Here is a 26,147-nt window from a genome sequence, read left to right as displayed (position 1 = left end):
AAGGTCCAGCTGGGACCAAAGGATTACTCGGCGGCGATCTTCAGGCCAGGTGCTGCGTCGCGGACCTTGCTATCGACATGGTCTTCGAACTTCTCAAAGCTCTTGATGAACATCGAGACCAGCTTGGCTGCCTGGTTGTCGTAGGCCTGGCCATCGGACCAGGTCGAACGCGGATCGAGAATGGACGTTTCGACGCCGTCGACGGCGACCGGAACGGCAAAGCCAAAATTGGCATCCGTGCGGAACTCGGCATCCTTGAGGCTGCCGTTCAGGGCTGCGGCCAGAAGCGCGCGGGTGGCCTTGATCGGCATACGACGACCGGTGCCGTATGCGCCGCCCGTCCAGCCGGTGTTGACCAGCCAGCAATCGACGCCGTGCTTGGCGATCAGGTCCTTCAGGAGGTTGCCGTATTCAGCTGGATGGCGGGGCATGAATGGCGCGCCAAAGCAGGTCGAGAACGTCGCTTCCGGCTCCGTGACACCCTTTTCCGTACCCGCCACCTTGGCTGTGTAGCCGGACAGGAAGTGGTACATGGCCTGTTCCGGGGACAGCCTCGCGATCGGTGGCATCACGCCGAACGCATCTGCCGTCAGCATGATGATCGTCTTCGGATGCGGCGCGAGACCGGTTTCCGATGCGTTCGGAATGAAATGCAGCGGATAGGCACTGCGGGTGTTTTCCGTCAGCGAATTGTCGTCGAAATCGGGAATGCGGTTGTCGTCGAGAACGACGTTTTCCAGGACCGTGCCGAAACGGCGGGTTGCCGCGTAGATTTCGGGCTCGGCTTCTGCCGAAAGCTTGATCGCCTTGGCGTAGCAGCCGCCTTCGAAGTTGAAGACGCCGTTTTCGCCCCAGCCATGCTCGTCGTCACCGATCAGCGTGCGGGTCGGGTCGGCCGAAAGCGTGGTCTTGCCGGTGCCCGAGAGGCCGAAGAACACGGCGGTATCGCCTTCGCTGCCGACATTGGCGGAGCAATGCATCGGCATCACGCCCTTGGCCGGCAGGAGATAGTTCAGAACGGTAAAGACCGACTTCTTGTTTTCGCCGGCATAGGACGTGCCGCCGATCAGCACGAGGCCGTTTTCCAGATCGCAGGCGATCACGGTTTCGGAGCGGCAGCCGTGACGGGCCGGATCGGCCTTGAAGCTCGGCAGGTTGATGATCGTCAGCTTCTGTTCGAAACCTTCCAACGTATCGCGCTTGGGGCGGATGAGGAGGTTGCGGATGAACAGCGCATGCCAGGCAAGCTCTGTGACGACGCGGGTCGGAAGCGCGTTTGCTTCATCGGCGCCGCCGATCAGGTCCTGGACGAACAACGTCTTGCCGCTGGCATGGGCCAGCATGTCGGCCTTCAGGACGGCGAAGTGCTCGGGCGACATCGGCTTGTTGTTGTCCCACCAGATCTTGTCTTCGGTACCCGCGTCGCGGACGACGAATTTGTCTTTGGGCGACCGGCCGGTATGCTGTCCGGTGCGAGCCCTCAACGCGCCGTCGATCGTCAGATCGGCTTCGCCCCGGCGAATCGCTTCTTCGTAAAGCTCGACTTCGCTGAGATTGTAATTCACACGCGATGCATTGCCGAGACCGATGTCTGCGAGCCCGTTCGATGGGTTGTGAAGTCCAAACTGCTCCATACGCGCGCTCCTTTTTGTGGATTGAACCTGCGCGGAACCTAGAGCGGGTTTTTAAAAAGGGCAAGATAATTCTGAAATAGCGTAATAATATCAGTTATTTAATCGATTTAAAAAATTTTATTCTCGATTAAATCGGTTTACGAGGGTTTTCTGTTCGCCGTTTCTGGGGGTCTTTCACGACCTGCAGACTGTGTTTGGCTCATTGGGACAAAGGTCCCTACCGACCGTGCGCCTCTTGGCGTTGCCACAATTTGTTCCACCTTTATACTGAAGAAGCGCATGGCTTTCGCCAATTCTGGCTGAGGACATCCAGGAGATGCGCCTATATGACGATGGAGACGGAGAGAATGCAGACAATCGCGCTCGTAGATGACGACCGCAATATCCTGACTTCGGTGTCGATTGCACTGGAAGCCGAAGGGTATAAGGTCGAAACCTATACCGATGGCGCCTCCGCGCTCGACGGGCTGATCGCCCGCCCCCCGCACCTGGCCATCTTCGATATCAAAATGCCGCGCATGGACGGAATGGAGCTGTTGCGACGCCTGCGACAGAAATCCGATCTGCCTGTGATCTTCCTCACCTCCAAGGATGAAGAGATCGACGAGCTGTTCGGCCTCAAGATGGGCGCAGACGATTTCATCACCAAGCCGTTCTCGCAGCGATTGCTGGTCGAGCGCGTGAAGGCGATCCTGCGCCGCTCCAGCGCACGAGAAGCCCAGCAGGCAAGTGGCGGCGTCAAGCCGACCCCGGACCAGTTGGCGGCCCGCACACTGGAACGCGGCCAGCTGGCGATGGACCAGGAACGCCACACCTGCACCTGGAAGGGCGAAGCGGTAACCCTGACAGTCACGGAATTCCTGATCCTGCATTCGCTGGCGCAGCGCCCGGGCGTGGTGAAAAGCCGCGACGCGCTGATGGATGCCGCCTATGACGAACAGGTCTATGTGGACGACCGCACCATCGACAGCCACATCAAACGCCTGCGCAAGAAGTTCAAGATGGTTGACACGGATTTCGACATGATCGAGACGCTGTACGGCGTTGGCTACCGATTCCGCGAGGCTGCGTAACGGTTGCCAGCTCCGAGACCCGGGAGCCTCTAAAAATTCGATCGTGCGGATGCGTAACTTGAAGCCACCGCGGCACAGGGCTTAGACTGTAAGCTCTCTGGAAGGACTGCACGTGGCAGACCGATTGCATGAAACCGGAACGACCAGACCCGCGAGTGCCGGAATACGCCGCGCCTCACGGCGCTTCTGGTCGCGACCGTTCACGCTCATTCGCCGGGTGTTCGGCCACGCGGTGTTTTCCAGCCTCACCCGCCGCATCCTGTTCTTCAACATCGCGGCGACCGTCGTTCTCGTCGCCGGCATCCTCTATCTCAACCAGTTTCGCGAGGGGTTGATCGATGCCCGCGTCGAGAGCCTGCTGACCCAGGGTGAAATCATTGCCGGCGCAATCTCTGCCTCGGCCTCCGTCGATACCAATTCGATCACCATCGATCCGCAGAAGCTTCTCGAACTGCAGGCAGGCCAGAGCATCACGCCGGTGCCGAACGACGAGGACCTCGATTTCCCGATCGACCCCGAGCGGGTCGCGCCCGTGCTGCGGCGGCTGATCTCGCCGACCCGCACCCGCGCCCGACTGTTCGATGCAGACGCAAACCTGCTGCTGGACTCGCGCCACCTCTATTCGCGCGGCCAGGTGCTGCGCTTTGATCTGCCGCCGGTTGAAGATCAGTCGCAGACCTGGAGCGAATGGGTTGCCGGCTTGTTCAACCGCATGCTGCAGCCCGGCAACCTGCCGACCTACAAGGAAGCGCCGGGTGGCGATGGCTCGATCTATCCGGAAGTGATGAACGCGCTGACTGGCGTTCGCGGCGCCGTGGTGCGCATTACCGATCGCGGCGAACTGATCGTCTCCGTCGCCGTCCCGGTCCAGAGGTTCCGCGCGGTGCTCGGCGTTCTGCTTCTCTCGACCCAGGCCGGCGACATCGACAAGATCGTGCATGCGGAGCGGCTGGCGATCATGCGCGTCTTCGGCGTCGCGACCCTCGTCAACATTCTGCTGTCGCTGCTCCTGTCGTCCACCATCGCCAATCCGTTGCGCCGGCTTGCTGCTGCTGCTGTTCGCGTCCGTCGCGGTGCCAAGCAGCGTGAAGAGATTCCGGATTTCTCCTATCGTCAGGACGAGATCGGCAACCTCTCGATCGCTGTTCGCGACATGACCAATGCGCTCTACGACCGCATCGACGCGATCGAAAGCTTCGCAGCCGACGTGAGCCACGAGCTGAAGAACCCGCTGACGTCCTTGCGCAGCGCCGTCGAGACGCTGCCGCTTGCCAAATCCGAGGCCTCCAAACAGAAACTGACGGATATCATCTTCCACGATGTGCGCCGCCTCGACCGTCTCATCAGTGATATCTCCGATGCATCGAGGCTCGATGCGGAACTTGCCCGGACCGATTCGGCACCTGTCGGCATGGATACGCTGCTCGGCAACCTCGTCGATATTTCCAGACAGATCCGCACCGGCCGCAAACCGGTTGAGATCGATCTGGTCATCGACGCGAAGGGCGGGCAGAAACCAAACTACCTCGTCAACGGCCACGATCTGCGGCTTGGCCAGATCATCACCAACCTTATCGAAAATGCCCGCTCCTTCGTGCCGGAAAAAGGCGGTCGCATTGCCATCCGCCTCGCCCGGGTCAAGGACAAGGTGGTCGTCACCGTGGATGACAACGGTCCGGGCATTCAGGCCGAGAACATCGATCGCATCTTCGAGCGGTTCTACACCGATCGCCCCGATGGCGAGAGCTTCGGCCAGAATTCGGGCCTGGGACTGTCGATCAGCCGTCAGATCGCCGTGGCGCACGGCGGCTCGCTGCAGGCGGAAAACCTTGTCGATCCCCAGACGGAGACGCTCAAGGGCGCGCGCTTCACGCTGTTGCTTCCTTCAGGCGAAGAGCCATGAGCGACACGCAACGGGTCAATATCCATGCAACGGCGATCGTCGTCGGGACCCGCGGCATCCTCTTCACCGGTCCTTCCGGCAGCGGTAAATCCATGCTGGCGTTTGCCTGTCTGAGTGCCGCCAGACGCCAGGGCGTCTTTTCGGCGCTGGTGGCCGACGACCAGGTGTTTGTCTCGCGCGAGAATGATCGCCTCGTCGCACACCGGCCGCAGACGATCGCCGGCCTCATCGAATTGCGCGGCAGTGGCATTATCGAAGTAGACTCCGCCCCGTCAGCTGCCCTCGATCTTGCCGTGCGCGTCCTGTCGTCTCCGAACGACGAACGGTATCCGCCGGACAACGAACGCTTCGCGCTTTCGGGTCTCGGAGACATTCCACTGGTGAGATTATGGTCGCTCTTTCCGGAGCCTCTTTCCGCGCTTTCCGGCCTTTTCCCGGCATTTCGAGGGGAGCGACCCTTCTGACCCAATCCGGCTCGCGATTTTTTAACTTGAACTTGATGCGGACATGGCGAAGATGGCTCCCCACCGCTGGACGCCTGTATTGCGTTGCGATATTGGCCGCAAGTTTCCATAGCAGGGGGCAGTTTTCATGATCGGAATTGTGCTTGTCACTCATGGCAAGCTGGCTGAGGAATTTCGACAGGCCGTCGAGCACGTCGTCGGACCTCAGAAATTCATCGAAACCATTTGCATCGGCCCCGAAGACGATATGGACCAGCGGAGGCAGGATATCGTCGATGCGGTCGCCAAGGCCGATGACGGATACGGCGTCATCATCCTCACCGACATGTTCGGCGGTACGCCGTCGAACCTTTCGATCTCAGTGATGGAAAGCGGCAAGACGGAGGTCATCGCCGGCATGAACCTGCCGATGCTGATCAAGCTTGCCGGCGTCCGAAGCGACAACAACATGGAGCGCTCGCTGGTCGAGTCCTCCGAGGCCGGCCGCAAATATATCAACGTCGCAAGCCGCGTGCTCAGCGGAAAATAAGAAAGCACTGCAAACGCATGTCTCCCCTTGCCCCACGGCATTTCACAATCGTCAACAAGCGTGGTCTCCACGCGCGAGCATCGGCCAAGTTCGTGCAGATGGTGGAAAGTTTCGAAGCCGATGTGAAGGTTTCAAGGGATGGATCGACAGTCGGCGGCAATTCCATCATGGGCCTGATGATGCTGGCCGCCAGCACCGGCTGTTCGATCGAGGTTTCCGCAAGCGGCCCGCAGGCTGTTGAAGCGCTCGACGCTCTGGAGGCGCTCGTTGCCAACAAGTTCGGCGAAGAAGCTTGATAACCATAGCAACCGAACGGACATAAACATATAAAGACGTCTTTATGTGTTGGTTGCAAGTCAGCCCCAAGCCTGTTACACCGCTGGCGAGATTTTTCGTCGACGCCCGGATGAACGGAAATCCGTTCCCCTGCCTTCGACACACCACGCGGAGAGCTTTATGAGCACTGACAAGGATTACATCGTCGCGGATATCGAACTTGCTGCCTACGGCCGCAAGGAGCTCGACATCGCCGAAACCGAAATGCCGGGCCTGATGTCGTGCCGCGAGGAATTCGGTGCATCGCAGCCGCTCAAGGGCGCCCGCATCTCCGGTTCGCTGCACATGACGATCCAGACGGCGGTTCTGATCGAGACGCTGAAGGAACTCGGCGCCGACATTCGCTGGGCCTCCTGCAACATCTTCTCGACCCAGGATCATGCCGCTGCTGCAATTGCAGCGTCCGGCATCCCGGTATTTGCCGTGAAGGGTGAATCGCTCACCGAGTACTGGGAATACACCGACAAGATCTTTCAGTGGACCGATGGCGGCTTCTCCAACATGATCCTCGATGATGGTGGCGACGCCACCATGTACATCCTGCTCGGCGCCCGTGCCGAAGCCGGTGAGGACGTTCTTTCCGTGCCCACATCGGAAGAAGAAGAGATCCTGTTCGCGCAGATCAAGAAGCGTCTTGCCGCTTCGCCAGGCTGGTTCACCAAGCAGCGCGATGCGATCAAGGGTGTGACCGAAGAGACCACCACAGGCGTTCACCGCCTCTATGATCTTTCCAAGAAGGGCCTGCTGCCCTTCCCGGCCATCAACGTCAACGACTCCGTCACCAAGTCGAAGTTCGACAACAAGTACGGCTGCAAGGAATCGCTGGTCGACGGCATTCGCCGCGGCACCGACGTGATGATGGCCGGCAAGGTCGCCGTCGTCTGCGGTTACGGCGATGTCGGCAAGGGTTCGGCTGCTTCGCTTCAGGGCGCCGGTGCTCGCGTGAAGGTCACGGAAGTCGATCCGATCTGCGCCCTGCAGGCTGCCATGGACGGGTTTGAAGTTGTCGTGCTCGAAGACGTCGTTGCCTCGGCCGATATCTTCATCACCACGACGGGCAACAAGGACGTCATCCGCATCGAGCATATGCGCGAGATGAAGGATATGGCGATCGTCGGCAATATCGGCCATTTCGATAACGAGATCCAGGTTGCGGCGCTCAAGAACCTGAAGTGGACCAACGTGAAGCCGCAGGTCGACATGATCGAGTTCCCGAAGGGCAACCGGATGATCCTTCTGTCGGAGGGTCGCCTTCTCAACCTCGGAAATGCCACCGGCCATCCGTCCTTCGTCATGTCCGCCTCGTTCACCAACCAGACGCTGGCGCAGATCGAGCTGTTCACGAAGCAGGGCGAATACAAAAACGAGGTCTATATCTTGCCCAAGCACCTCGACGAAAAAGTTGCCCGTCTTCACCTCGGAAGGCTCGGCGTGACGCTGACCAAACTTTCTGACGAACAGGCTGCTTATATCGGCGTCTCGTCGCAGGGTCCGTTCAAGGCTGAACACTACCGCTACTGATCCGTAGCCGAACAATCCACAACATCTTGTGGCCGCAGCCTTGACAAAGGCTGCGGCTTCTTTTTTGGCCCCGCGCCTTCCCGCTCTCTGCCGCGGCAGGTATTGTTACAGCTCTTGATTCGTACTCGTTCGGGCCTCCGGCTTCGGGCAAGGTGCGATGTGGTATGTCTTGTCGATAAGCGGCAATTGGACGGAGACAGACCGGTCATGTCGGTAAGAAAAACGAGCCTGCGAAAGCAGGCCGATCTCATTTGTGGCGTGGCGATGAGCTGCGGCCTCGACGCCTGCAAAGAGGCGGCAAATGGGCGGTGGAAGAAAGACCTTGCCCGGCTTGCGCCGGTGAGCTTGGCACGTCCGGCTGCAGCGTTCCTGGCGGGGACGGTGCTCTCAGGCGTGGCTGGGATGGCGCATGCACAGGAGGCCGGCACGGTCGGTCCGCACATGTTCTCGTCGACCCAGGTGATCTGGTCGTCGCTGGTGCTTGGCGCGCTGGGGGCTGCCCTGCTGTCGGCCGTCTGGCTGGTTCGCCAGCGCGGCAACATGGAAGCCGAAACCCAGGATATGCGCAGCGCGCTGTCGGATGCGCAGCAGCGGATTTCCAAGTACGAAGCGCTGATCGCCGACAAGAACCGCCGCATCGTGGTGTGGGAAAGCGGCTACTCCAAACCTGAGTTCCTGGGCCAGCTGCCGGCTGAAACCGGCGCGCCGCAGCAGGATCGCGATTTTCTCGCCTTCGGCCGCTGGCTGCGCTCTTCCTCGGCAATCGAGCTTGAAAAGGCGATCGACGCTCTGCGCGGCGAAGCCCGCAGCTTCGATCTGGTTCTTGAAACCAACCGCGACGAAATCCTTGAGGTGCAGGGCCGCGTTTCGGGCGGAAAGGCGTTTGTCCGCTTTATCGCGCTCAACAACCTGCGCGCCGAGCTTGCCGAACTGAAGATCGAACGCGAACGGCTGACCCACTCCATCTCGCTTTTCCACTCGCTGCTCGACACGATCGAACAGCCGGTCTGGCAGCGCGACGCACAGGGCAGGCTTGCCTGGGTCAACCACGCCTATAGCGATGCCGTCGAAGCCAAGGTTCCGACGCAGGCCGTTGACGAAAGCCGCGAATTCCTGGGCACGATCGCGCGTGAGAAGATCCGCGCCGTCGCAACAGCCAACTCGCCTTTCCACGACCGCATCTCCACTGTCGTGCGCGGCAATCGTACCGTGTTCGACGTTGTCGATGTCGTGGCAACGAACGGTTCCGTCGGCATTGCGATCGATGTGTCGGAAGCCGAATCGGTGCGCGAAGAGCTGAAGCGGACGCTCAACAGCCACGCCGAAACGCTGGACCATCTCGCGACACCCGTCGCGATCTTCGACGGCGAACGGCGGCTGCAATTCTACAACCAGGCTTTCGTCCAGCTGTGGGGCCTTTCCCTGCCCTTCCTCGAATCGCGGCCGGATAATTCCGAACTGCTCGACAAGCTGCGCGCCAACGGCAAGCTGCCGGAAGAGCTCAGCTGGCGCAACTGGAAGGAATCGGCGCTGTCGATCTACCAGGCGCTCGATACCAAGACCGATACCTGGCATCTGCCGAACGGCCAGACGCTGCGCGTCATCGCCACCGCGCACCCTCGCGGCGGCGCCACCTGGGTGTTCGAGAACCTGACAGAACAGGTCGATCTCGAAACCCGTTACAACACGCTGGTTAAGGTTCAGGGCGAAACGATCGACCACCTTGCAGAAGGCGTGGCAGTGTTCGGCCCGGACGGCCGAATCACACTGTCCAACCCCGCTTTCCGTGCGCTCTGGGGCGTGACCGCCGACGAGACCAAGCCGGGCACCCATATCAAGGCGATCGAGAAAGCCTGCGCGCCATCCTATGACGAGCCGGACGGCTGGCGTCATTTCGGGCAGATGCTGACCAATTTCGATGACGAACGGGCCTCGATACAGGGAACGTTCGAGCTCTATTCCGGCCTGATCCTTGATTATGCCGCGACGCCTCTGCCGAATGCCCAGACGATGTTCACCTTCGTCGACATGACGGCCAGCGCGCGCGCCGAGCGGGCACTCAAGGAAAAGAACGAGGCGCTGCAGAAGGCAGACGAGCTGAAGAACGATTTCGTCCAGCATGTTTCCTACGAGCTGCGCTCGCCGCTGACCAACATCATTGGCTTCACGGATCTCCTGAAGACGCCCGGCATGGGCGAATTGAACGAGCGGCAGGCCGAATATATAGACCACATCTCCACGTCCTCGTCGGTGCTTCTCACCATCGTCAACGATATCCTTGATCTCGCGACCGTCGATGCCGGCATCATGCAGCTGAACTATTCGCAGCTGGCCGTGGACGAGCTTTTGGACGACGTAGCGATGCAGATCGCCGACCGGCTCCACGAAAATACGGTGACGCTGGAAATCATTGCGCCAACGGCACTCGGAACCGTGTTTGCCGACGAGCAGCGGCTGAAGCAGATCCTGATCAAGCTTCTGATGAACGCCACCAATTTTGCGCCCGAGGGGTCCGCGATCTCGCTGAATTGCTGGCGCGACGAGGGCAACGTGTTCTTCTCGGTAACTGACAGAGGCCCCGGCATTCCTCCTGACATGCTGAAAACGGTGTTCGACCGGTTCAAGGCAAACGCCAAGGGCGGCAAGCGCAGCGGTGCTGGCCTTGGTCTTTCGATCGTCGAAAGCTTCGTTACCCTTCACAACGGGGACGTCTCGATCGACAGCCGGGCCGGACAGGGAACGGTGGTTACCTGTCGCATTCCGGTTGGAGCGCGGACCCGTTCGGTCGCGGCCGAATGATCGCTGCGCCTGGCGATAGCATTGTCGTGGCACTGACCGACGAGGCCGAGACAATTCTGTTCGGCGAGGATCTGGTGCTGGCGCTGAAGGCTGGCGACTGCCTGGCTCTTTCGGGCGATCTCGGCGCCGGCAAATCGACGCTGGCGCGTGCCTTTCTTCGGGCCATGGCGGACCAGGACGATCTGGAAGTGCCAAGCCCCACTTTCACGCTGGTCCAGATCTATGAACTGCGCATTCCCGTGGCGCATTTCGATCTCTATCGGCTGGCCGATCCGTCTGAGCTCGACGAACTCGGTTTCGACGAAGCGCTTTCGTCCGGTATCTGCCTTGTCGAATGGCCGGAAATGGGCGGCGACCTCCTGCCCGCGGATCGCATCACGCTGACGCTCGAGCATGAGACGAGCGGCCGACGGGCGACGATTACGGCACCGGAAGCAGCCCTTGCCCGCATTCGCCGGGTGATCGCCATCCGCGAGTTTCTGCGCACTCACGGTCATGCCGATGGCCGACGCCGGTTCCTGACCGGCGATGCCTCGATGCGGGCCTATGAAACCGTTCTGGCCGAATCAGCCGAAAAGGTGATCCTGATGGACTGGCCGAAGCGGCCAGAGGGTCCGCCGGTTCTCGACGGCAAGCCCTATCCAAAAGTGGCGCATATCGCCGAGGACGCCTATCCCTTCGTGGCGATCTCCGACTATCTACGCGGCATAGGTCTTTGCGCCCCTGAAGTGCTTGCCGTGGATTATGACCAGGGCATTCTCCTCATCGAAAACCTCGGCCAGGATGGTGTGCTCGACGAGGACGGACAGCCGATCGGCGAACGTTATCGCGAAAGCGTCGTGGCGCTCGCCTATCTGCACGGCCATGAGATCCGCCAGGATCTTCCCGTCGCCGGCTCCCACACGCATCACATTCCGGATTTCGATCCGGTCGCGATGAAGATGGAAGCGCGGCTTCTGCTCGACTGGTATCTGCCGTGGAAGCGCGGCGGGCAGCCTGGAGCGGACGAGCGAGAGGAGTATCTCTCGATCTGGGACGGGCTGATCGCAGAGCTCGGAAGCGCGGAGAAAAACCTGCTGCTGCGCGATTTCCATTCCCCGAACATCATCTGGCGTAGCCAAGCCTCCGGCGTGCATCAGGTTGGCCTGATCGATTTTCAGGATGCGATGATCGGCCCGACGGCTTACGACCTCGCGTCGCTGGTCCAGGACGCACGCGTTGATATTCCGAAGCCCCTCGCTGATCAGATGATGATCGACTACCTGACGCTGCGCCGTGCGCTTGGTGGCTTTGACGAAGCGGGTTTCCTGAAATCCTGGGCGATCATGGCGGCACAGCGCAACTGCAAGCTCGCCGGGCTCTGGGTTCGCCTGCGCGAACGCGACGGCAAGCCGCAATATATGAAGCATATGCCGCGAACATTGTGCCATCTTTCGACGGCACTCGCGCATGAAGCACTCGCGCCCTTGCGCGATTGGTGCCACAGGGCTGGTATAGAGCTTCCCGAATCATAAATACGGTTGCATGGACATGACCAACGCCCCGATCTCGCAGGCTATGGTGCTGGCGGCAGGGCTCGGTACCCGGCTTCGCCCGATCACCGAGACGATGCCGAAGCCACTGGTGCCCGTTGCCGGAAAGCCGATGATCGATTACGGGCTCGATGCCCTGGCCGACGTCGGCGTGACGCATGCGGTCGTCAACGTCCATCACTTCGCCGACCGGATGGAAGCGCATCTCGCCGCCTATCCGCGCCTTGAGATCACCGTGTCCGACGAGCGGGCCCAACTGATGAACTCGGGTGGTGGGTTGAAGCAGGGCTTATCGCTGCTTCAACCCGGCTTTGTCTTTGTCATGAATGCCGACCTGTTCTGGATCGGGGAGAAGGCAGGCGCGCCCACCAATCTTGAGCGACTGGCCGGGTTTTTCGATCCGCAGCGCATGGATATGGCGCTGCTCTGCGTGCCGCTGGAGCGCACCACCGGACACAACGGCAAGAAGGATTTCCAGCTGTCCTCCGACGGCCGGCTTTCGCGTTACGTTGAAGGCGAAGATAACCCGGTCGTCTATGCGGGCGCGATCGTCATGCACACGTCGCTTCTCGACGACGCGCCTGACGATGCCTTCAATCTCAACATCTATTTCGACCGCGCGATCCAGAACGATCGGCTGTTCGGCCATGTGATGGATGGCGAATGGATCACCGTCGGCACGCCGGAAGCGCTGCCTGAGGCCGAAGCCGTGATTGCCCGCCACAAAGCGGGGGCCTGATCGATGTCGGATGTATCGCCGAACCGTCTCTTCTCCATCCCGTCAGGTGCGCCTTTCCTGAAGACGCTAGCCGCAGCACTCTGCGACGGGCGACTGAACGAGACGTTTCGCTACGATCCCCAAAATCCGCTGTCGCTGGCTGACGTCACCATTTTTGTGCCGACGCGCCGTTCGGCCCGCGTGCTGCGCTCGGAATTCGTCGATCTTCTCGGCGGCCGCGCTGCGATCCTGCCAGTCATCCGGCCACTTGGCGAAACCGACGACGATCAGAGCTTTTTCGATCTCGTTGCACCCGAGGAAATGGATCTGGCCCTGCCGATCGGCGGCACGGCGCGACTTCTCGAACTCGGACGGCTGATCCTTGCCTGGCGCAACCAGCTGCCGAAGATCGTGCTGGACGTGCATTCGGAATCGCCGCTGGTCGCGCCCGCAAGCCCGGCGGACGCGATCTGGCTTGCCCGGGCGCTAGCGGAACTGATTGATGCGATCGAGACCGAGGAACGCGACTGGAAGGATCTCGACAATCTCCAGACCGGCGAACATGCGCTCTGGTGGCAGCTGACGGCCGAATTCCTGAAGATCGCCAGCGGTTTCTGGCCGACGCGACTTGAGGAGTTGAAACGCTCTTCGCCGGCAAAGCATCGTGCTTCAATCCTGCGCGGAGAGGCGCGTCGGATTACCGAGCGGGAGCACAAGGGGCCCGTGATTGTTGCAGGATCCACAGGCTCTGTTCCGGCAGCGGCCGAGCTGATCGCGGCGATCTCCAGGCTTGCCGAAGGCACGGTTGTCCTGCCGGGTCTCGACATGACGATGCCGCAGGACCAGTGGGACATGGTGGGCGAGGAAACCTTCGACGGCAAGCCCGACCCTTCGAGCCGCAGCCATCCGCAGTTCGGTTTGTCCCGCCTGTTGAAGAAGATCGGTGCGACACGTGAGGATGTCACTGTCATCGGCGAGACGCAGGCCGATCTCGCCTTTCGCGCCGAGGCGATCTCGCAGGCGCTGGTGCCCGCCAAGGCGACCGATCGCTGGAGTACATGGCGCCAGGAGGCCGACCCTGAAAGGCTGCGCGCGGCCTTTGCCGATGTTTCGCTGATCGAAGCTGCAAACGAGCGCGAGGAAGCGGTGGCGATTGCCATCGCCTTGCGGCTGGCGCTGGAAAAACCCGGACGAAACGGTGGCGAGGCCCAGGCAGCGCTGATCACGCCCGACCGCGCGCTTGGCCGCCGCGTCACCGCAGAACTTGCCCGTTTCGGCATCCTCGCCGACGATTCGGCAGGTTCCGCCCTTTCCGGCACGCCGCAGGGCACGCTGACCCAGCTTCTGCTCGAAGCGACGCTTCGCCCGGGCGACCCTGTGGCAATCGTCGGCCTGCTCAAACATCCGCTGATCCGGCTCGGCCTTCCTCCGGCGGAGTTGCGCGCCGCGATCGATGCGCTGGAAGTGCTGGCACTCCGCGGTGGCGTCGGCGACATGGATATTTCAGCACTCGAGCCGCTTCTCGATGCGCAGCTGACCCTGATCCTTGAAGACCGGCACATGCCGCATTGGCGCAGCTCGTTGCCCGAAGGCGCGGTCGGTCAGGCAAAGGATATCGCAAAGCGGATATCGACAGCGGTCGAACCGCTGGTCAGCGCCTTTATCCGCCGCCGTCCCGATGGGCGCGGGCTGACGGCAAGACTGACGCTGTCCGATTGGGCGACCCGCACGGGGCGCGCGCTCGAAGCGCTGTGCATCGACGAGCGCGGTGATCTCTCGGCGCTCTGGTCGGGTGAGCCGGGCGAACGTCTCTCGGGTCTGCTCGGCGAAGTGATCGAGACCGATGGGCAGATCGAGGCTGACGGGCCGCAGTGGATCGACATCGTCATGGCGCTGACGACAGGCGAAGCGGTCAAGCCACGATCGCTTGCGCATCCTCGGGTGTTTATCTTCGGAACGCTGGAAGCGCGGCTGCAAAGCGTTGATACGATGATCCTCGGCGGTCTCAACGAAGGCTCCTGGCCGGGACAGACAGTCAACAACCCGTTCCTGTCGCGTTCGATGAAGACCGACATGGGTCTGGAACCGCCCGAACGGCGGATCGGCCAGCTGGCGCACGATTTCGAAATGGCCTGCGGCACCCGCAACCTGATCTTTTCCCGCTCCACACGGCAGGGATCGACGCCGACGGTTGCTTCCCGCTGGCTGCAGAGACTGCTGGCACTGGGCGGCAAAAGCTTTGCCGACAAATTGAAGGCACGCGGCAAGGATGTCCTTCACTGGGCATCGCTGATCGATCGCGGCGACAACCAGCAGCCTGCCAGGCGCCCTGCCCCCAAACCGCCGGCGGAGCTGCAGCCGGTCAAATATTCGTTCAGCGAAGTCGGACGGCTGCGCCGCGACCCCTATTCGATCTATGCACGGCGCATCCTGAAGCTCGATCCGCTGGCGCCGTTCAACGAGGACCCGGGTGCCGCACAGCGCGGCACGCTCTACCACGCCATTATCGACCGCTATACGCGCGAAGGCCACAAGCCCGGTACGCCGGTTTCACGTGAAGCAATGCAGCACATCACGCGGGAGCTGTTCGACGCCGAACAGCTCCCGCCGCATATCGACCGGGTCTGGCGGCCGCGCTTCGTCGAGGTCGCGCGGGCGTTTCTCGACTGGGAAGAGCGTCGCGCACCGGACGTGCGCAGCAGCGTGACGGAAGCCGGTGCCGGTTTCGACGTCGAGAGTGCCGGCATTCGCGTCACCGGCATTGCTGACCGGATCGACATCAAGCGGTCCGGTGAGGCCGATATCATCGACTACAAGACCGGCCTCAATCCTTCCATACTGCAGGCCAGGTCGTTACTCGATCCGCAACTTGCCTTGGAGGCAGCGGCGCTGCAGGCAGGCGCCTTCAAGACGATGGGCATCCAGCGGCCCGGCGATCTTCTTTATGTCCGGCTTCGCCCCGGCGACCGGTTCAAGGAAGACCGGATCAACAATGAGGGCGCAACCGCGAATGCCAAGCGCCAGCCGAAATCGGCGATCGATCTCGCGCAGGAATCGATCGACCAGCTGACCAAGTTCGTCATCAAGCTGCGTCAGGGCGATGCGGGGTTCGCCTCGCGGCTGGTGCCGTTCGCGCAAGGGGATTTCGGCGGCGAATACGATCACCTCGCCCGCGTTGCCGAGTGGTCGACGGCCGATGACGATGGAGAGGCGGACGCCGATGAGTGATCTTTTCACCGAGTTGCCGGATAACCCGGCTTCGGACCTGCCGGATGGTGACGACCCGCTTCATTGGATCGACTGGACCACGGTTCAGCAATCGCGCGCATCGGACCCGTCAAGTTCCGCCTGGGTGTCGGCCAATGCCGGCTCCGGCAAGACACATGTTCTGACCCAGCGGGTGATCCGGCTTCTGCTTGCCGGATGCCGCCCCTCCGCCATCCTCTGCCTCACCTATACCAAGGCCGCGGCGTCCGAAATGTCAAACCGTGTGTTTCAGCGGCTGTCGGAATGGACGGTTCTTTCCGACGAGGAGTTGCGCACGCGGATTTCGGCTATCGAGGGTCATGAGCCGGATTCGCTGAAAATTGCCGAGGCGCGGCGGCTGTTTGCGAAGGCGCTGGAAACGCCGGGTGGACTGAAGATCCAGACGATCCACGCCTTCTGCGAAGCCCTGCTGCACCAGTTTCCGCTGGAGGCCAATGTGGCCGGCCATTTCTCCGTGCTCGACGACCGTGCCGCCACTGCTCTCCTCTCAGAGGCGCGGCGTTCGCTGCTGACGGCGACATCTGCTGAAGACGATCCGGATCTGGCGGAAGCCTTTGCCCATGTGCTCGATCTCGGCGACGAGTTCGGGCTGGAGGCGCTGCTGTCCGATATCGTTGCCAGACGCACGGCGATCCGCAAGTTTACCGCGCAGGCGGAAAAGCACGGCGGCATCGGCCCGGAACTGAAGCGGGTTCTCGGGCTCGACCCCGCCGATAGCGAAGACAGGATCGCTGCCACCTATTGGCCGCTGCCCCAGCTTTCCGGCATCACGCTCGATCTCTATCTGTCGCTTGCCGATCAGAAGGGCGGCTCGACCGTGCATGAGGTGGCCTATGGTTTGCGCCTGGTCGCCAAGGAGCCGGATGTCTTCAAGCGCGCCGCTTATCTCGATTCCATCTTCCTGACCGCCAAGGGAACGGTGAAGGCGGATCGCAGCCTGATCGCCAGCGCCATGACCAAGATCGCACCGGAGCTTGCCGACGCAATCGATGCGGCGCGGGAGCATGTTCTGAGCTGCCGGAACCGGTTGCGGCTGTTCCGGCTGTTTGCGGCCACCAAGGCGGCGCTGACACTTGCCGCACGCCTGACCGACGACTACGAGGACCTGAAACGGGGCCGCAGCCTTCTCGATTTCGAGGATTTGATTGCCCGCACCGCCGATCTCCTGACCCGCGACGGCGTCGGCGCCTGGGTGCATTACAAGCTCGACCAGGGGATCGATCACATCCTGGTCGACGAGGCGCAGGATACCAGCCCGATCCAGTGGACCGTGATCAAGTCGCTGGCGGAGGACTTTTATTCCGGCAACAGCGCGCGCGATACGCGCCGGACGATGTTTGCGGTCGGCGACGAGAAACAGTCGATCTATTCCTTCCAGGGCGCGCGGCCGGAGCGGTTTGCCGAGGAACGCAGCGCGACGAAGAGGCAGGTGGCTGCCAGCGGCCAGCCGTTTCATGCGATCCGCCTGCCGCTGTCCTTCCGGTCGACAGCCGACATTCTTTCTGCCGTCGATCAGGTGTTTTCGATCGAGGAAAATGCCAAGGGACTGTCTGCGATCGGTGATCCGGTGCAGCACCGTTCCAACCGCATGGGCCATCCCGGCCTAGTCGATCTGTGGGACGTGGTGGCGCCCGAAGTGTCCGAACAGGAAGACGACTGGACCGCGCCGTTCGATTCGACCCCGGACAAGGCACCGGCTGCCATTCTTGCCTCTCGCATCGCCGCCCGGATCGGCGAGATGATCGGCCGCGAGACGATCATCGAAAAGGGCGTGGAACGGCCGATCGAGCCTGGCGACATTCTCGTTCTCGTGAGAAAGCGCGACGCCTTCGTCAACGCGCTGACGCGGGCGCTGAAACGTCGCGACAACATTCCCGTAGCAGGCGCCGACCGGTTGAAGCTGACAAGCCATATCGCGGTGCAGGATCTGCTGGCGCTTGGCCGTTTCCTGCTCCTGCCGCAGGACGACCTTTCGCTCGCAGCGCTTCTCAAAAGCCCGCTATTCGATCTGTCCGAGGAGGATGTCTTCGAGGTTGCGGCGCTCAGAGCCGAAGACGACAGCGCCTGGGCGCAGCTGAAGCGTCTTGCCGAGGAACAGCCGCTGCGGTTTCGCGACGCAGCAGAGCGATTACAGCATCTGCTGACGCTGTCGCGCCTGCTCAGCCCGCATGATCTCTACGCCCGTATTCTCGGACAATATGGCGGACGGCGGAAGTTTCTCGGACGGCTCGGCACCGAGGCGGGCGATATTCTCGATGAACTGCTCACCTTCGCGCTCGATCACGAGACATCCGGCCTGCCCGGCCTGCAGGCTTTCGTATCCACGCTGGAGCTGGAAAGCCCCGAGGTGAAGCGCGAACAGGATGGTGGCCGCAACGAGGTGCGGATCATGACCGTACATGCTTCAAAGGGCCTCGAAGCGCCGGTCGTGTTCCTCGTCGACAGCAACTCGAAATCCTTCATTCCGTCGCATGTCCCGAAATTCCGGTTGCTGAAGACGGTCCATGGCGATGTTCCGGCCTGGCTTGCGGGCAAGACGCTGTCCAATCCGCTGACGGCGGCCGACGACGAACGGCTGAAGACCTCTGCCGAAGAAGAGTACCGGCGACTTCTCTATGTGGGCATGACACGCGCTGCCGATCATCTGGTGATTTGCGGCTATCGTGGCAGCCGGGATAACCCTGACAGCTGGCAGGCGATGATCGCGCGGGCCTTGTCGGCGAGCGGTCAGCATTGCAGCCCGACTACATTCTCCGGACCCGAGGGCGAGTGGAACGGCCTGTCCTGGCGTTTGCCCCAGGCGCCCGGCAAGGCTGCTGCCAAAGCGGACCACGCAGGTGCAGGCGGCTCGGAACGGGAGGCATTCGCCCCTACCCTGCCCACTGCCCTCTCCCGGCCGCTTCCCCCACGAAAAATCCTGCCGAGGCCACTTAGCCCGTCTGGTGCCGGCACGATGATCGATGACGACGATGATGATCTGATCGTCACATCGCCCCTGTTTGGAGACAAGGCGACCGGCAGCCTGGCACTGCAAAAAGGCAAGCTGGTGCATCGGATGCTGCAGATGCTGACCGACTTTCCGGACGGTGAACGCGAGGGTGCAGCCCGGCGTTATGCCGACCGCGCCGCCCGCTTCTGGCCGCAGGCCGAACGCCAGCAACTGGTCGCGAGTGTCATGTCCGTTCTGTCCCTTCCCGAGCTCGCACCGGTGTTTTCTGCGCGCAGCCAGTCGGAAGTGTCGATCATGGGGACGCTGACGCTGGAGGGGCAGGACTATGCCATTTCGGGCCGGATCGACCGGCTGGTCGAGATGGAGGACCGCGTCATCATCCTCGATTACAAGACGAACCGCTTTCCGCCGGGCACTGCAGAAGACGTGCCATTGACCCATCGCGCACAGCTCTCCATCTACCGCGAAATCCTCACGCCTCTTTATCCGGGCAAAGCGCTCGACTGCGTGCTCGTCTACACCGAGACGGCAAAGGTAATCCCGCTGGGTGTGGAGCTGATGTCCCGTTCGCTTGCAGAACTTAAGACAAAGTGACATGACGGACATTGAAAGTAGTGAGTGCCGATCTCACATCTGGGTCAACAAGAATCGAAGGAGAGCCCAATGGCTACCGTGAAAGTCGATACAAACAATTTTCAGGCTGAAGTTCTGGACGCCGTAGAGCCGGTCGTCGTCGATTTCTGGGCTGAATGGTGCGGCCCGTGCAAGATGATCGCTCCGAGCCTTGAAGAGATTTCGACGGAACTCGCCGGCAAGGTGAAGGTCGTCAAGCTGAACATCGATGAGAACCCGGAACTGGCTGCCCAGTTTGGTGTGCGCTCGATCCCGACCCTTGCCATGTTCAAGGGCGGCGAAGTGGCCGACATCAAGGTTGGCGCTGCGCCAAAGACGGCGCTTGCCGCCTGGATCTCCAGCGCCGCTTAAAAATCTGTTTCACGTGAATCCAAAAACCCGGCTGATCGCTCAGCCGGGTTTTTTGTTGTCTGCTGTTGATAGATCCTGTCCGTTATCAGACCGGTGGCGTGCCATTGTCAGCGAGTACATTGCCGGCGAAATAGAGCGAGCCACCGATCAGGATACGGGGTGGCTGACTGCCGGGAAGCTGGCGGCGGGTGATTTCCTGCAAGGCTTCGATCGTGGAACCGGCGGGTTCGGCAACCAGTCCGGCATCGAAGGCGGCATTGGCGAGCACGACAGGATCGAGGCCTGCCTCGCTATCGCGAATGCGGACGGTAAAGACGTGTTCGGCGAGATCGGCAAAGGCTCTGAAATATCCGACCGGATCCTTCGTGTTGATCATGCCGGTAACGAGATAGAGCGGCCGGGTCTGGCGTTCCTCGAAGGCGGCCATGGCTTCGGCAATCACTTCGCCTCCGGCGGGATTGTGCCCGCCATCGAGCCAAATCTCGGAACCCGGGGGCGCGAATTCGAGCAGTTTGCCCTCGACCAGCTTCTGCAGGCGGGCCGGCCATTCAACCATGGCCATCGCCTTTTCCATCGTCGCATCCGTCACCGTAAAACCGGCAGCCTTGACGGCGCGGATGGCGGCAGCCGCATTGGCGAACTGGTGGCGGCCCGGAAGGCGCGGCAGCGGCAGGTCTTGCAGGCCGTCTTCGTCCTGGTAAATCAGCCGGCCGAACTCCTCATGGGCTGAGAAATCCTGGCCATAGATGGAGAGCGGACAACCCAGCCGTTCGGCAGTCGCAACCAGAACCTCGCGGGCCGCATCGAATTCCTGGGCGCCGACGACGACCGGGCGGCGCCGTTTCATGATGCCGGCCTTTTCCGCTGCGATCAGTTCGACCTTGTCGCCCAGATAGGCCTGGTGATCGAGCGCGATCGGCATGATCACCGAGACGGCGGGGTCGGTGATGACGTTGGTCGCATCGAAGCGACCGCCCAAGCCCACTTCCAGCACTACGGCATCGGCGGGCTGTTCGGAAAAGATCAGGAAGGTTGCCGCTGTCAGGATCTCGAACACGGTGATCATCTGGCCGGCATTGGCATCGCCGACGCGGCGCAGCGCATCCGCCAGCAGGGCATCGTCGACAAGCTGGCCCCGGCCGCCCTTCACGCCGATGCGAAAGCGTTCGTGCCAGCGCACCAGATGCGGCGATGTGTGGACGTGCACGGCATAGCCACCCGCTTCGAGAAGCGCGCGGCAAAAGGCGGTGCAGGACCCCTTGCCGTTGGTGCCGGCCACATGAATGACCGGCGGCAGTTTCAGATGTGGATTGCCGAGCACCTCAAGGAGGCGGGTAATGCGCTCGAGCGACAGATCGAAACCCTTCGGGTGAAGGGTCATCAGCCGCTCGATTTCCTGCTCGGCCGCACTTGCCACGGGCTGGTTCATCGTCGTCATCCCGAAGCTCCGGCTCCGATCACGTTAGGTCAGAACCGGTGTTCAGGCGCTGACGGCGACAGGGGCGGGAAGGAATTCCTGATCGGGCTGTCTCATCAGCATCTTCAGGATCCGCGCCAGCGTTGCCGGGATATCGTGGCGCTTGACGACCATATCCACCATGCCATGCTCAAGCAGGTATTCTGCGGTCTGGAAGCCTTCCGGCAGCTTTTCGCGCAGGGTCTGTTCGATCACGCGCTTGCCGGCAAAGCCGATCTCGGCGCCCGGTTCGGCGATATGGACATCACCCAGCATGGCATAGGAAGCGGTCACGCCGCCGGTGGTCGGGTTGGTCAGCACACAAATATAGGGAAGGCCTGCTTCCTTCAGCATGTCGACGGCAACCGTGGTGCGGGGCAGCTGCATCAGCGACAGGATGCCTTCCTGCATGCGGGCGCCGCCAGAAGCCGGGAAGATCACCAGCGGGCACTTTTCCTTCAAGGCGCGCTCGGCCGCCTTGACGATCGCTTCGCCGGCCGCCATGCCGAGCGAACCGCCGATGAAGTTGAATTCGTGCACGACGGCGACGAGTTTAACGCCATGGACGGAACCGAGACCGGCGAGGATCGTGTCCTCCTGATCGGTCTTGATACGGCTGTCCTTCAAGCGGTCAGCATATTTCTTGGAGTCGCGAAACTTGAGCGGATCCTGGGCGACCTTCGGCTGTACCAGCGATTCGAACTCGCCGTCGTCGAACATGTCTCTCAGACGCGCCTTGGCCGGCATCTTCATGTGGAAGCCCGAGGCGGGAATGACCCACTTGTTCTCTTCGAGATCCTTGTGGAAGACCATTTCCCCGGTTTCCGGGCATTTGATCCAGAGATTTTCCGGAACGTCCCGATCGGGACGGCCGAGCATGGAGTTGATGCGCGGCCGGACGTAATTGGTGATCCAGTTCACTGGGCGTACTCCGAGTTTGGACTTGTCAGGCCTATCTGGGCCAGTTATTCGGCGGCAACAAGGCGGGCGGAACGCACACCGGTGGCCAGGCCGCGGACGAAGGTGGAAACGGCAGATACCGTATCTGGCGTCGCAGCGCCATCCTTGGTGAGACTGCCGGCAACCTGCGCAACGATTGCACTGCCGACGACGACACCATCAGCCGCAGCGCCGATGGCTTGCGCATGGTTGGCGGTCTTGACGCCGAAGCCGACGCAGACCGGCAGGTCGGTATGACCCTTGATGCGGGAGACAGCGCCCGAGATCAGCGACAGATCCGGCAGAGCGGATCCGGTAATGCCGTTCATCGAAACGTAATAGACGAAGCCCGACGTGTTGTGCAAAACCGTCGGAAGGCGCTTTTCGTCCGTGGTCGGCGTGGTCAGACGGATGAAGTTCAGCCCCTTGGCGATCGCCGGGATGCAAAGCTCGTCATCCATTTCAGGCGGCAGGTCGACGATGATCAGGCCGTCGATTCCGGCTTCCAGCGCGTCATCAACAAACCTGTCGACGCCGTAGATATAGATCGGATTGTAGTAGCCCATCATGACGATCGGCGTCGCGGCATCGGTCTTGCGGAATTCGCGGGCGAGATCCAGCGTCTTGGCGAGCGTCTGGCCGCCTTTCAGCGCGCGCTGCCCCGCCATCTGGATTGCCGGACCATCGGCCATCGGGTCGGAAAAGGGCATTCCGAGTTCGATCACGTCGGCGCCGGCATCCGGCAGAGCCTTCATGATGGCCAGCGACGTGGCGAAATCAGGATCGCCGCCCATGAAATAGGTGATCAGTGCCGGGCGGCCTTCGGCCTTCAGATCGGCAAAACGCTTGTCCATCCGTGCGGTCATGTTCAGAGCCCCATTCCAAGAATTTTGCCGACAGTGAAGATGTCCTTGTCGCCACGACCGCACAGGTTCATGACGATGATTTCGTCCTTGGACATCTTTGGTGCGCGCTTCATGACTTCGGCCAGTGCGTGCGAGGGTTCGAGCGCGGGGATGATGCCCTCGGTGCGCGTCAGGAACTGGAAGGCTTCGAGCGCTTCGGTATCCATGATCGGGACGTATTCGACACGTCCCATGTCTTTCAGCCAGGAATGTTCAGGGCCGATGCCGGGATAATCGAGACCGGCCGAGATCGAATGACCTTCCTTGATCTGTCCGTCGCCATCCTGCAGCAGATAGGTGCGGTTGCCATGCAGAACGCCAGGCGAGCCTGCCGTCAGCGAGGCGCAGTGCTCCTCGCCGTTGAGGCCCTTGCCGCCGGCTTCGACGCCGACGATCCTTACGCTGTCATCATCGAGGAACGGATGGAACAGGCCGATCGCATTCGATCCACCGCCAACGGCTGCTACCAGCATGTCGGGCAGACGTCCCTCGGCTTCCAGCATCTGTTCCTTGGTTTCGCGACCGATGACCGACTGGAAGTCGCGGACCATTTCCGGATAGGGATGCGGACCGGCAGCGGTGCCGATCATGTAATAGGTGTCATCGACATTGGTGACCCAGTCGCGCAATGCCTCGTTCATGGCATCCTTGAGCGTGCCGTGGCCTGACGTGACCGGGATCACCTCGGCGCCCAAAAGCTTCATGCGGAAGACATTGGGTGCCTGGCGCTCGACATCTGTCGCGCCCATGTAGACGACGCAGGGCAGGCCGAAGCGGGCAGCGACCGTGGCCGAAGCGACACCATGCTGGCCGGCACCGGTTTCAGCGATGATGCGGGTCTTGCCCATGCGCTTGGCAAGCAGGATCTGGCCAATGCAGTTGTTGATCTTGTGGGAGCCGGTGTGATTGAGCTCGTCGCGCTTGAAATAGATCTTTGCGCCGCCGAGTTCTGCCGTCATGCGCTCGGCGAAATAGAGCGGGCTGGGGCGGCCGACATAGTGTTTGCCGAGATCGGTGAGCTGCTTTTGAAATGCGGGATCGGTCTTGGCCTTTTCCCATTCGCCCTGCAGATCCAGGATCAGGGGCATCAGCGTTTCCGCGACAAAGCGGCCGCCGAAAATACCGAAGAGGCCGTCCTCGTCGGGACCGGAACGGAACGAATTCAGTTTTGGGGTCTCGTTCACTTTCAACTCCTTCAGCGTTTCGTAGCGGCGTCTGCCGCATCGAAGAACGCATCGATCATGCCCAGATCCTTGGCGCCTGGCGCGCTTTCGACACCGGACGATACATCTATGCCGCTTGCCCGCGTCGATGAGAGCGCAGTCGCGACATTATCCTTGTTCAGGCCCCCGGAAAGCATGTAATCCACGCTCTGGTCAAGCGACGCCATGGCCTTCCAGTCGAAGGAAACGCCGTTGCCGCCCGGAAGATCGGAGCCAGCCGGTGCCTTCGCGTCGAACAGAAAACGGTCAGCTACACCTATATAGGCATCGACCCCTGCAAGATCATCCGCGGACTTGACAGAAAACGCTTTCATGACAGGCAGACCGTAGAGAGCCTTGACGTGCAAAATCCGTTCCGGGCTCTCGTGACCGTGGAGCTGAAGCATGTCCGGGCGAAGCAGCGAGACGATATCGTCAAGTTCCTCGTCATCGGCATCAACAGTGACTGCAACGATCTTCGCCTTGCCACGCACCCGGTCCGCCAGGTCTCCGGCGATTTCGGGCGCGATGTTGCGCGGGCTCTTGGGAAAGAAGATGAAGCCGATATGGGTTGCGCCGCGCGTCACCGCGCGATCGACCGCTTCTTCAGTCTTGAGGCCGCAGATCTTGATATCCGGTTTCATGTGCGCGGATTGGCACGAAACGCGCCCGGAGTCGAGCCCTTCAGCGGTTTGGTGGCGTGACAGTTCGGCACGGACTCCTCTTCTGCAGACCTCAGGCAATCTCCCGGGGTGTGATTCGGTTCTCCACCACGATCCTGCACGCGCAAGGACATGCTCGCCGATATCATCACAACCAGAACCTCGGTCAAAAGAGCAGGTTTTTCCGGGAAAATAGACGTTCTCGATTCAGGTTTGATTTATTAGGGTTTTGCCAGTAACTTATTCCACAGCAAATTGTTTCTTGAAATGTTTTCGCAGGGGGTAGTCATGGCGGCAAGAGGTGCGAACTTTGTGCGCGCTGCAATGTGCCTTGCCGCGGTGAGCGCTCTTTCAGCCTGCACTCAGACGACTGCGTCGCTCGATTCCAAGTCTTCGAAGACACGAACTGCCCAGGTCAATGTGGGTTCGGCAAAGCAGGTCTACACCTATTCGTCCAGCGACCGCGAATGCCTCAAGCGCGCGATGTATTTCGAATCAAGGCGCAGCAGCCCCGATGGTTTCATGGCTGTCGGCAGCGTCATCATGAACCGCCTGACCTCAGGTCTTTACCCTGAGACGATCTGTGGTGTCGTGGGGCAGGAAAAGCAGTTCGCGCCGGGTGTGATGACCCGCAAGATGGACGAAAACACTGCGCCGCAGCTGAATGAAGCAGCGGAAGCCGTGCTGAAGGGCAAGCGCCACCCCGATGTGAAGGAAGCGATGTTCTTCCACACGAAGGGCCTGCGCTTCCCCTACAAGAACATGCATTACGTCGCTGATGCCGGCGGCAACGTGTTTTACGAAAAGCGCGACGAGGACGGCAACTTGCAGACGCCAGAGCCGAAGCCTGCCGGGGCCTATGTCATGATGGCTGAAGGGACGATCGTACCAACGCCGGGAGCGATGAGCATGATCGCACGGGCCGAGCCTGTTCGTGAACAGACACCAAGCCCCGTTGCCGTTGCGTCCGCAGCAACGCAGCAGCCCTTGCCGGGCGTTGCCTCTGTCACAACGGTTGCCGACACATCTTCCGCCGCTGTCGCAACAGTGCAGCCTGTTTCCCATTCGCCCAGCATGATGCAGGCCTACCAGGCCGGCGCTGGCATGGATGCGGCAAGTGCCGCCATTCTTTCGACTGAAGCCTTGCCCAATAGCGGGCCTCTGCCGAAACGGCGCCCGGCGGGTGCCAAGACCGACACAGCCGGCGACATGGTAATGGTCGCGCCGACTCCGCGTCAGTTCCCGGCTCGCACAGCTACACCTTGATCTCTTC

19 protein-coding genes are annotated in these 26,147 nt (G+C 61.3%); 13 read left to right on the top strand and 6 right to left on the bottom strand.

What is annotated here, in order from left to right; genetic code table 11:
* Positions 1-23: 23 nt before the first annotated feature.
* Positions 24-1,634, bottom strand: a complete 1,611-nt coding sequence (locus tag ACQY1K_RS17220; RefSeq protein WP_430257960.1) for a phosphoenolpyruvate carboxykinase — start codon at positions 1,632-1,634, stop codon at positions 24-26.
* A 347-nt stretch (positions 1,635-1,981) separates the two neighbouring features.
* On the opposite strand from ACQY1K_RS17220, the gene ACQY1K_RS17215 reads away from it, so the two are divergent.
* From ACQY1K_RS17215 to trxA, 12 genes are all read left to right on the top strand, one after another.
* On the top strand, positions 1,982-2,707 hold the full coding sequence (locus ACQY1K_RS17215) for a response regulator transcription factor (protein WP_092665285.1): 726 nt from the start codon (positions 1,982-1,984) through the stop codon (positions 2,705-2,707).
* A 112-nt stretch (positions 2,708-2,819) separates the two neighbouring features.
* Complete coding sequence (locus ACQY1K_RS17210) at positions 2,820-4,610, top strand: stimulus-sensing domain-containing protein (protein WP_430257959.1); 1,791 nt, start codon at positions 2,820-2,822, stop codon at positions 4,608-4,610.
* Positions 4,607-5,074, top strand: a complete 468-nt coding sequence (locus ACQY1K_RS17205; RefSeq protein WP_062577137.1) for an HPr kinase/phosphorylase — start codon at positions 4,607-4,609, stop codon at positions 5,072-5,074. The genes ACQY1K_RS17210 and ACQY1K_RS17205 overlap by 4 nt, the downstream gene beginning before the upstream one ends.
* Positions 5,075-5,201: 127 nt before the next feature.
* Entirely contained in the window at positions 5,202-5,603 is a 402-nt protein-coding gene (locus ACQY1K_RS17200) for a PTS sugar transporter subunit IIA (protein WP_062462977.1), read from the top strand.
* Between the two features lie 17 nt (positions 5,604-5,620).
* Complete coding sequence (locus ACQY1K_RS17195; protein ID WP_062462974.1) at positions 5,621-5,899, top strand: HPr family phosphocarrier protein; 279 nt, start codon at positions 5,621-5,623, stop codon at positions 5,897-5,899.
* 160 nt (positions 5,900-6,059) lie between these two features.
* Positions 6,060-7,460, top strand: coding sequence for an adenosylhomocysteinase (ahcY, locus tag ACQY1K_RS17190; RefSeq protein WP_062462971.1), 1,401 nt, complete (start codon positions 6,060-6,062; stop codon positions 7,458-7,460).
* 207 nt (positions 7,461-7,667) lie between these two features.
* Positions 7,668-10,259, top strand: coding sequence for an ATP-binding protein (locus tag ACQY1K_RS17185; RefSeq protein ID WP_430257958.1), 2,592 nt, complete (start codon positions 7,668-7,670; stop codon positions 10,257-10,259).
* Positions 10,256-11,773 (top strand): tRNA (adenosine(37)-N6)-threonylcarbamoyltransferase complex ATPase subunit type 1 TsaE, encoded by a 1,518-nt coding sequence (gene tsaE, locus ACQY1K_RS17180; protein ID WP_430257957.1) that lies wholly within the window; start codon positions 10,256-10,258, stop codon positions 11,771-11,773. Before ACQY1K_RS17185 ends, tsaE begins: the two co-directional genes overlap by 4 nt.
* A 16-nt stretch (positions 11,774-11,789) precedes the next feature.
* A complete protein-coding gene (locus ACQY1K_RS17175; RefSeq protein WP_430257956.1) occupies positions 11,790-12,530 on the top strand; it encodes a nucleotidyltransferase family protein in 741 nt (246 codons plus the stop codon).
* Positions 12,531-12,533: 3 nt separating this feature from the next.
* Positions 12,534-15,737 carry a double-strand break repair protein AddB gene (gene addB, locus ACQY1K_RS17170; protein ID WP_430257955.1) on the top strand — a complete coding sequence of 1,068 codons (3,204 nt, stop codon included), beginning with the start codon at positions 12,534-12,536 and terminating at the stop codon, positions 15,735-15,737.
* Positions 15,730-19,320, top strand: coding sequence for a double-strand break repair helicase AddA (addA, locus tag ACQY1K_RS17165; protein WP_430257954.1), 3,591 nt, complete (start codon positions 15,730-15,732; stop codon positions 19,318-19,320). The genes addB and addA overlap by 8 nt, the downstream gene beginning before the upstream one ends.
* Before the next feature lie 69 nt (positions 19,321-19,389).
* A complete protein-coding gene (gene trxA, locus ACQY1K_RS17160; RefSeq protein ID WP_062462956.1) occupies positions 19,390-19,710 on the top strand; it encodes a thioredoxin in 321 nt (106 codons plus the stop codon).
* Between the two features lie 85 nt (positions 19,711-19,795).
* Here the strand turns inward: trxA and ACQY1K_RS17155 are convergent, their stop codons facing one another.
* The 5 genes from ACQY1K_RS17155 to ACQY1K_RS17135 are packed head-to-tail and all read right to left on the bottom strand — an operon-like array spanning position 19,796 to position 24,856.
* Complete coding sequence (locus ACQY1K_RS17155) at positions 19,796-21,148, bottom strand: bifunctional folylpolyglutamate synthase/dihydrofolate synthase (protein WP_430257952.1); 1,353 nt, start codon at positions 21,146-21,148, stop codon at positions 19,796-19,798.
* Between the two features lie 42 nt (positions 21,149-21,190).
* Positions 21,191-22,087 carry an acetyl-CoA carboxylase, carboxyltransferase subunit beta gene (accD, locus tag ACQY1K_RS17150; protein ID WP_062462950.1) on the bottom strand — a complete coding sequence of 299 codons (897 nt, stop codon included), beginning with the start codon at positions 22,085-22,087 and terminating at the stop codon, positions 21,191-21,193.
* A 44-nt stretch (positions 22,088-22,131) separates the two neighbouring features.
* The gene (gene trpA / locus ACQY1K_RS17145; protein ID WP_192078916.1) at positions 22,132-22,971 is read right to left on the bottom strand and encodes a tryptophan synthase subunit alpha; all 840 of its coding nucleotides are present in this window, start codon (positions 22,969-22,971) and stop codon (positions 22,132-22,134) included.
* A 2-nt stretch (positions 22,972-22,973) separates the two neighbouring features.
* Complete coding sequence (gene trpB / locus ACQY1K_RS17140) at positions 22,974-24,194, bottom strand: tryptophan synthase subunit beta (RefSeq protein ID WP_092665274.1); 1,221 nt, start codon at positions 24,192-24,194, stop codon at positions 22,974-22,976.
* An 11-nt stretch (positions 24,195-24,205) separates the two neighbouring features.
* Positions 24,206-24,856: a phosphoribosylanthranilate isomerase gene (locus tag ACQY1K_RS17135; RefSeq protein WP_430257951.1), complete on the bottom strand. Its 651-nt coding sequence runs from the start codon at positions 24,854-24,856 to the stop codon at positions 24,206-24,208.
* Positions 24,857-25,162: 306 nt separating this feature from the next.
* Between ACQY1K_RS17135 and ACQY1K_RS17130 the strand changes: the two genes are divergently transcribed.
* Entirely contained in the window at positions 25,163-26,140 is a 978-nt protein-coding gene (locus ACQY1K_RS17130) for a cell wall hydrolase (RefSeq protein ID WP_249406545.1), read from the top strand.
* Positions 26,141-26,147 lie beyond the last annotated feature (7 nt).

It is taken from the genome of Neorhizobium sp. IRS_2294, assembly GCF_050500145.1.
Lineage (GTDB): Bacteria > Pseudomonadota > Alphaproteobacteria > Rhizobiales > Rhizobiaceae > Neorhizobium > Neorhizobium soli.
Note: the sequence above shows the minus strand (reverse complement) of the source record. Positions and strands in the feature narration are given on the sequence as shown.

Excerpts from the sequence above, each read along its gene's own strand:
- ACQY1K_RS17195 (WP_062462974.1), top strand. The coding sequence starts at position 5,621 with ATGTCTCCCCTTGCCCCACGGCATTTCACAATCGTCAACAAGCGTGGT.
- ACQY1K_RS17185 (WP_430257958.1), top strand. The coding sequence starts at position 7,668 with ATGTCGGTAAGAAAAACGAGCCTGCGAAAGCAGGCCGATCTCATTTGT.
- trxA (WP_062462956.1), top strand. The coding sequence starts at position 19,390 with ATGGCTACCGTGAAAGTCGATACAAACAATTTTCAGGCTGAAGTTCTG.
- ACQY1K_RS17220 (WP_430257960.1), bottom strand. The coding sequence starts at position 1,634 with ATGGAGCAGTTTGGACTTCACAACCCATCGAACGGGCTCGCAGACATC.
- ACQY1K_RS17205 (WP_062577137.1), top strand. The coding sequence starts at position 4,607 with ATGAGCGACACGCAACGGGTCAATATCCATGCAACGGCGATCGTCGTC.
- ahcY (WP_062462971.1), top strand. The coding sequence starts at position 6,060 with ATGAGCACTGACAAGGATTACATCGTCGCGGATATCGAACTTGCTGCC.
- ACQY1K_RS17130 (WP_249406545.1), top strand. The coding sequence starts at position 25,163 with ATGGCGGCAAGAGGTGCGAACTTTGTGCGCGCTGCAATGTGCCTTGCC.
- addA (WP_430257954.1), top strand. The coding sequence starts at position 15,730 with ATGAGTGATCTTTTCACCGAGTTGCCGGATAACCCGGCTTCGGACCTG.
- ACQY1K_RS17135 (WP_430257951.1), bottom strand. The coding sequence starts at position 24,856 with ATGAAACCGGATATCAAGATCTGCGGCCTCAAGACTGAAGAAGCGGTC.
- ACQY1K_RS17200 (WP_062462977.1), top strand. The coding sequence starts at position 5,202 with ATGATCGGAATTGTGCTTGTCACTCATGGCAAGCTGGCTGAGGAATTT.
- ACQY1K_RS17155 (WP_430257952.1), bottom strand. The coding sequence starts at position 21,148 with ATGACGACGATGAACCAGCCCGTGGCAAGTGCGGCCGAGCAGGAAATC.
- trpA (WP_192078916.1), bottom strand. The coding sequence starts at position 22,971 with ATGACCGCACGGATGGACAAGCGTTTTGCCGATCTGAAGGCCGAAGGC.
- ACQY1K_RS17175 (WP_430257956.1), top strand. The coding sequence starts at position 11,790 with ATGACCAACGCCCCGATCTCGCAGGCTATGGTGCTGGCGGCAGGGCTC.
- tsaE (WP_430257957.1), top strand. The coding sequence starts at position 10,256 with ATGATCGCTGCGCCTGGCGATAGCATTGTCGTGGCACTGACCGACGAG.
- ACQY1K_RS17215 (WP_092665285.1), top strand. The coding sequence starts at position 1,982 with ATGCAGACAATCGCGCTCGTAGATGACGACCGCAATATCCTGACTTCG.
- addB (WP_430257955.1), top strand. The coding sequence starts at position 12,534 with ATGTCGGATGTATCGCCGAACCGTCTCTTCTCCATCCCGTCAGGTGCG.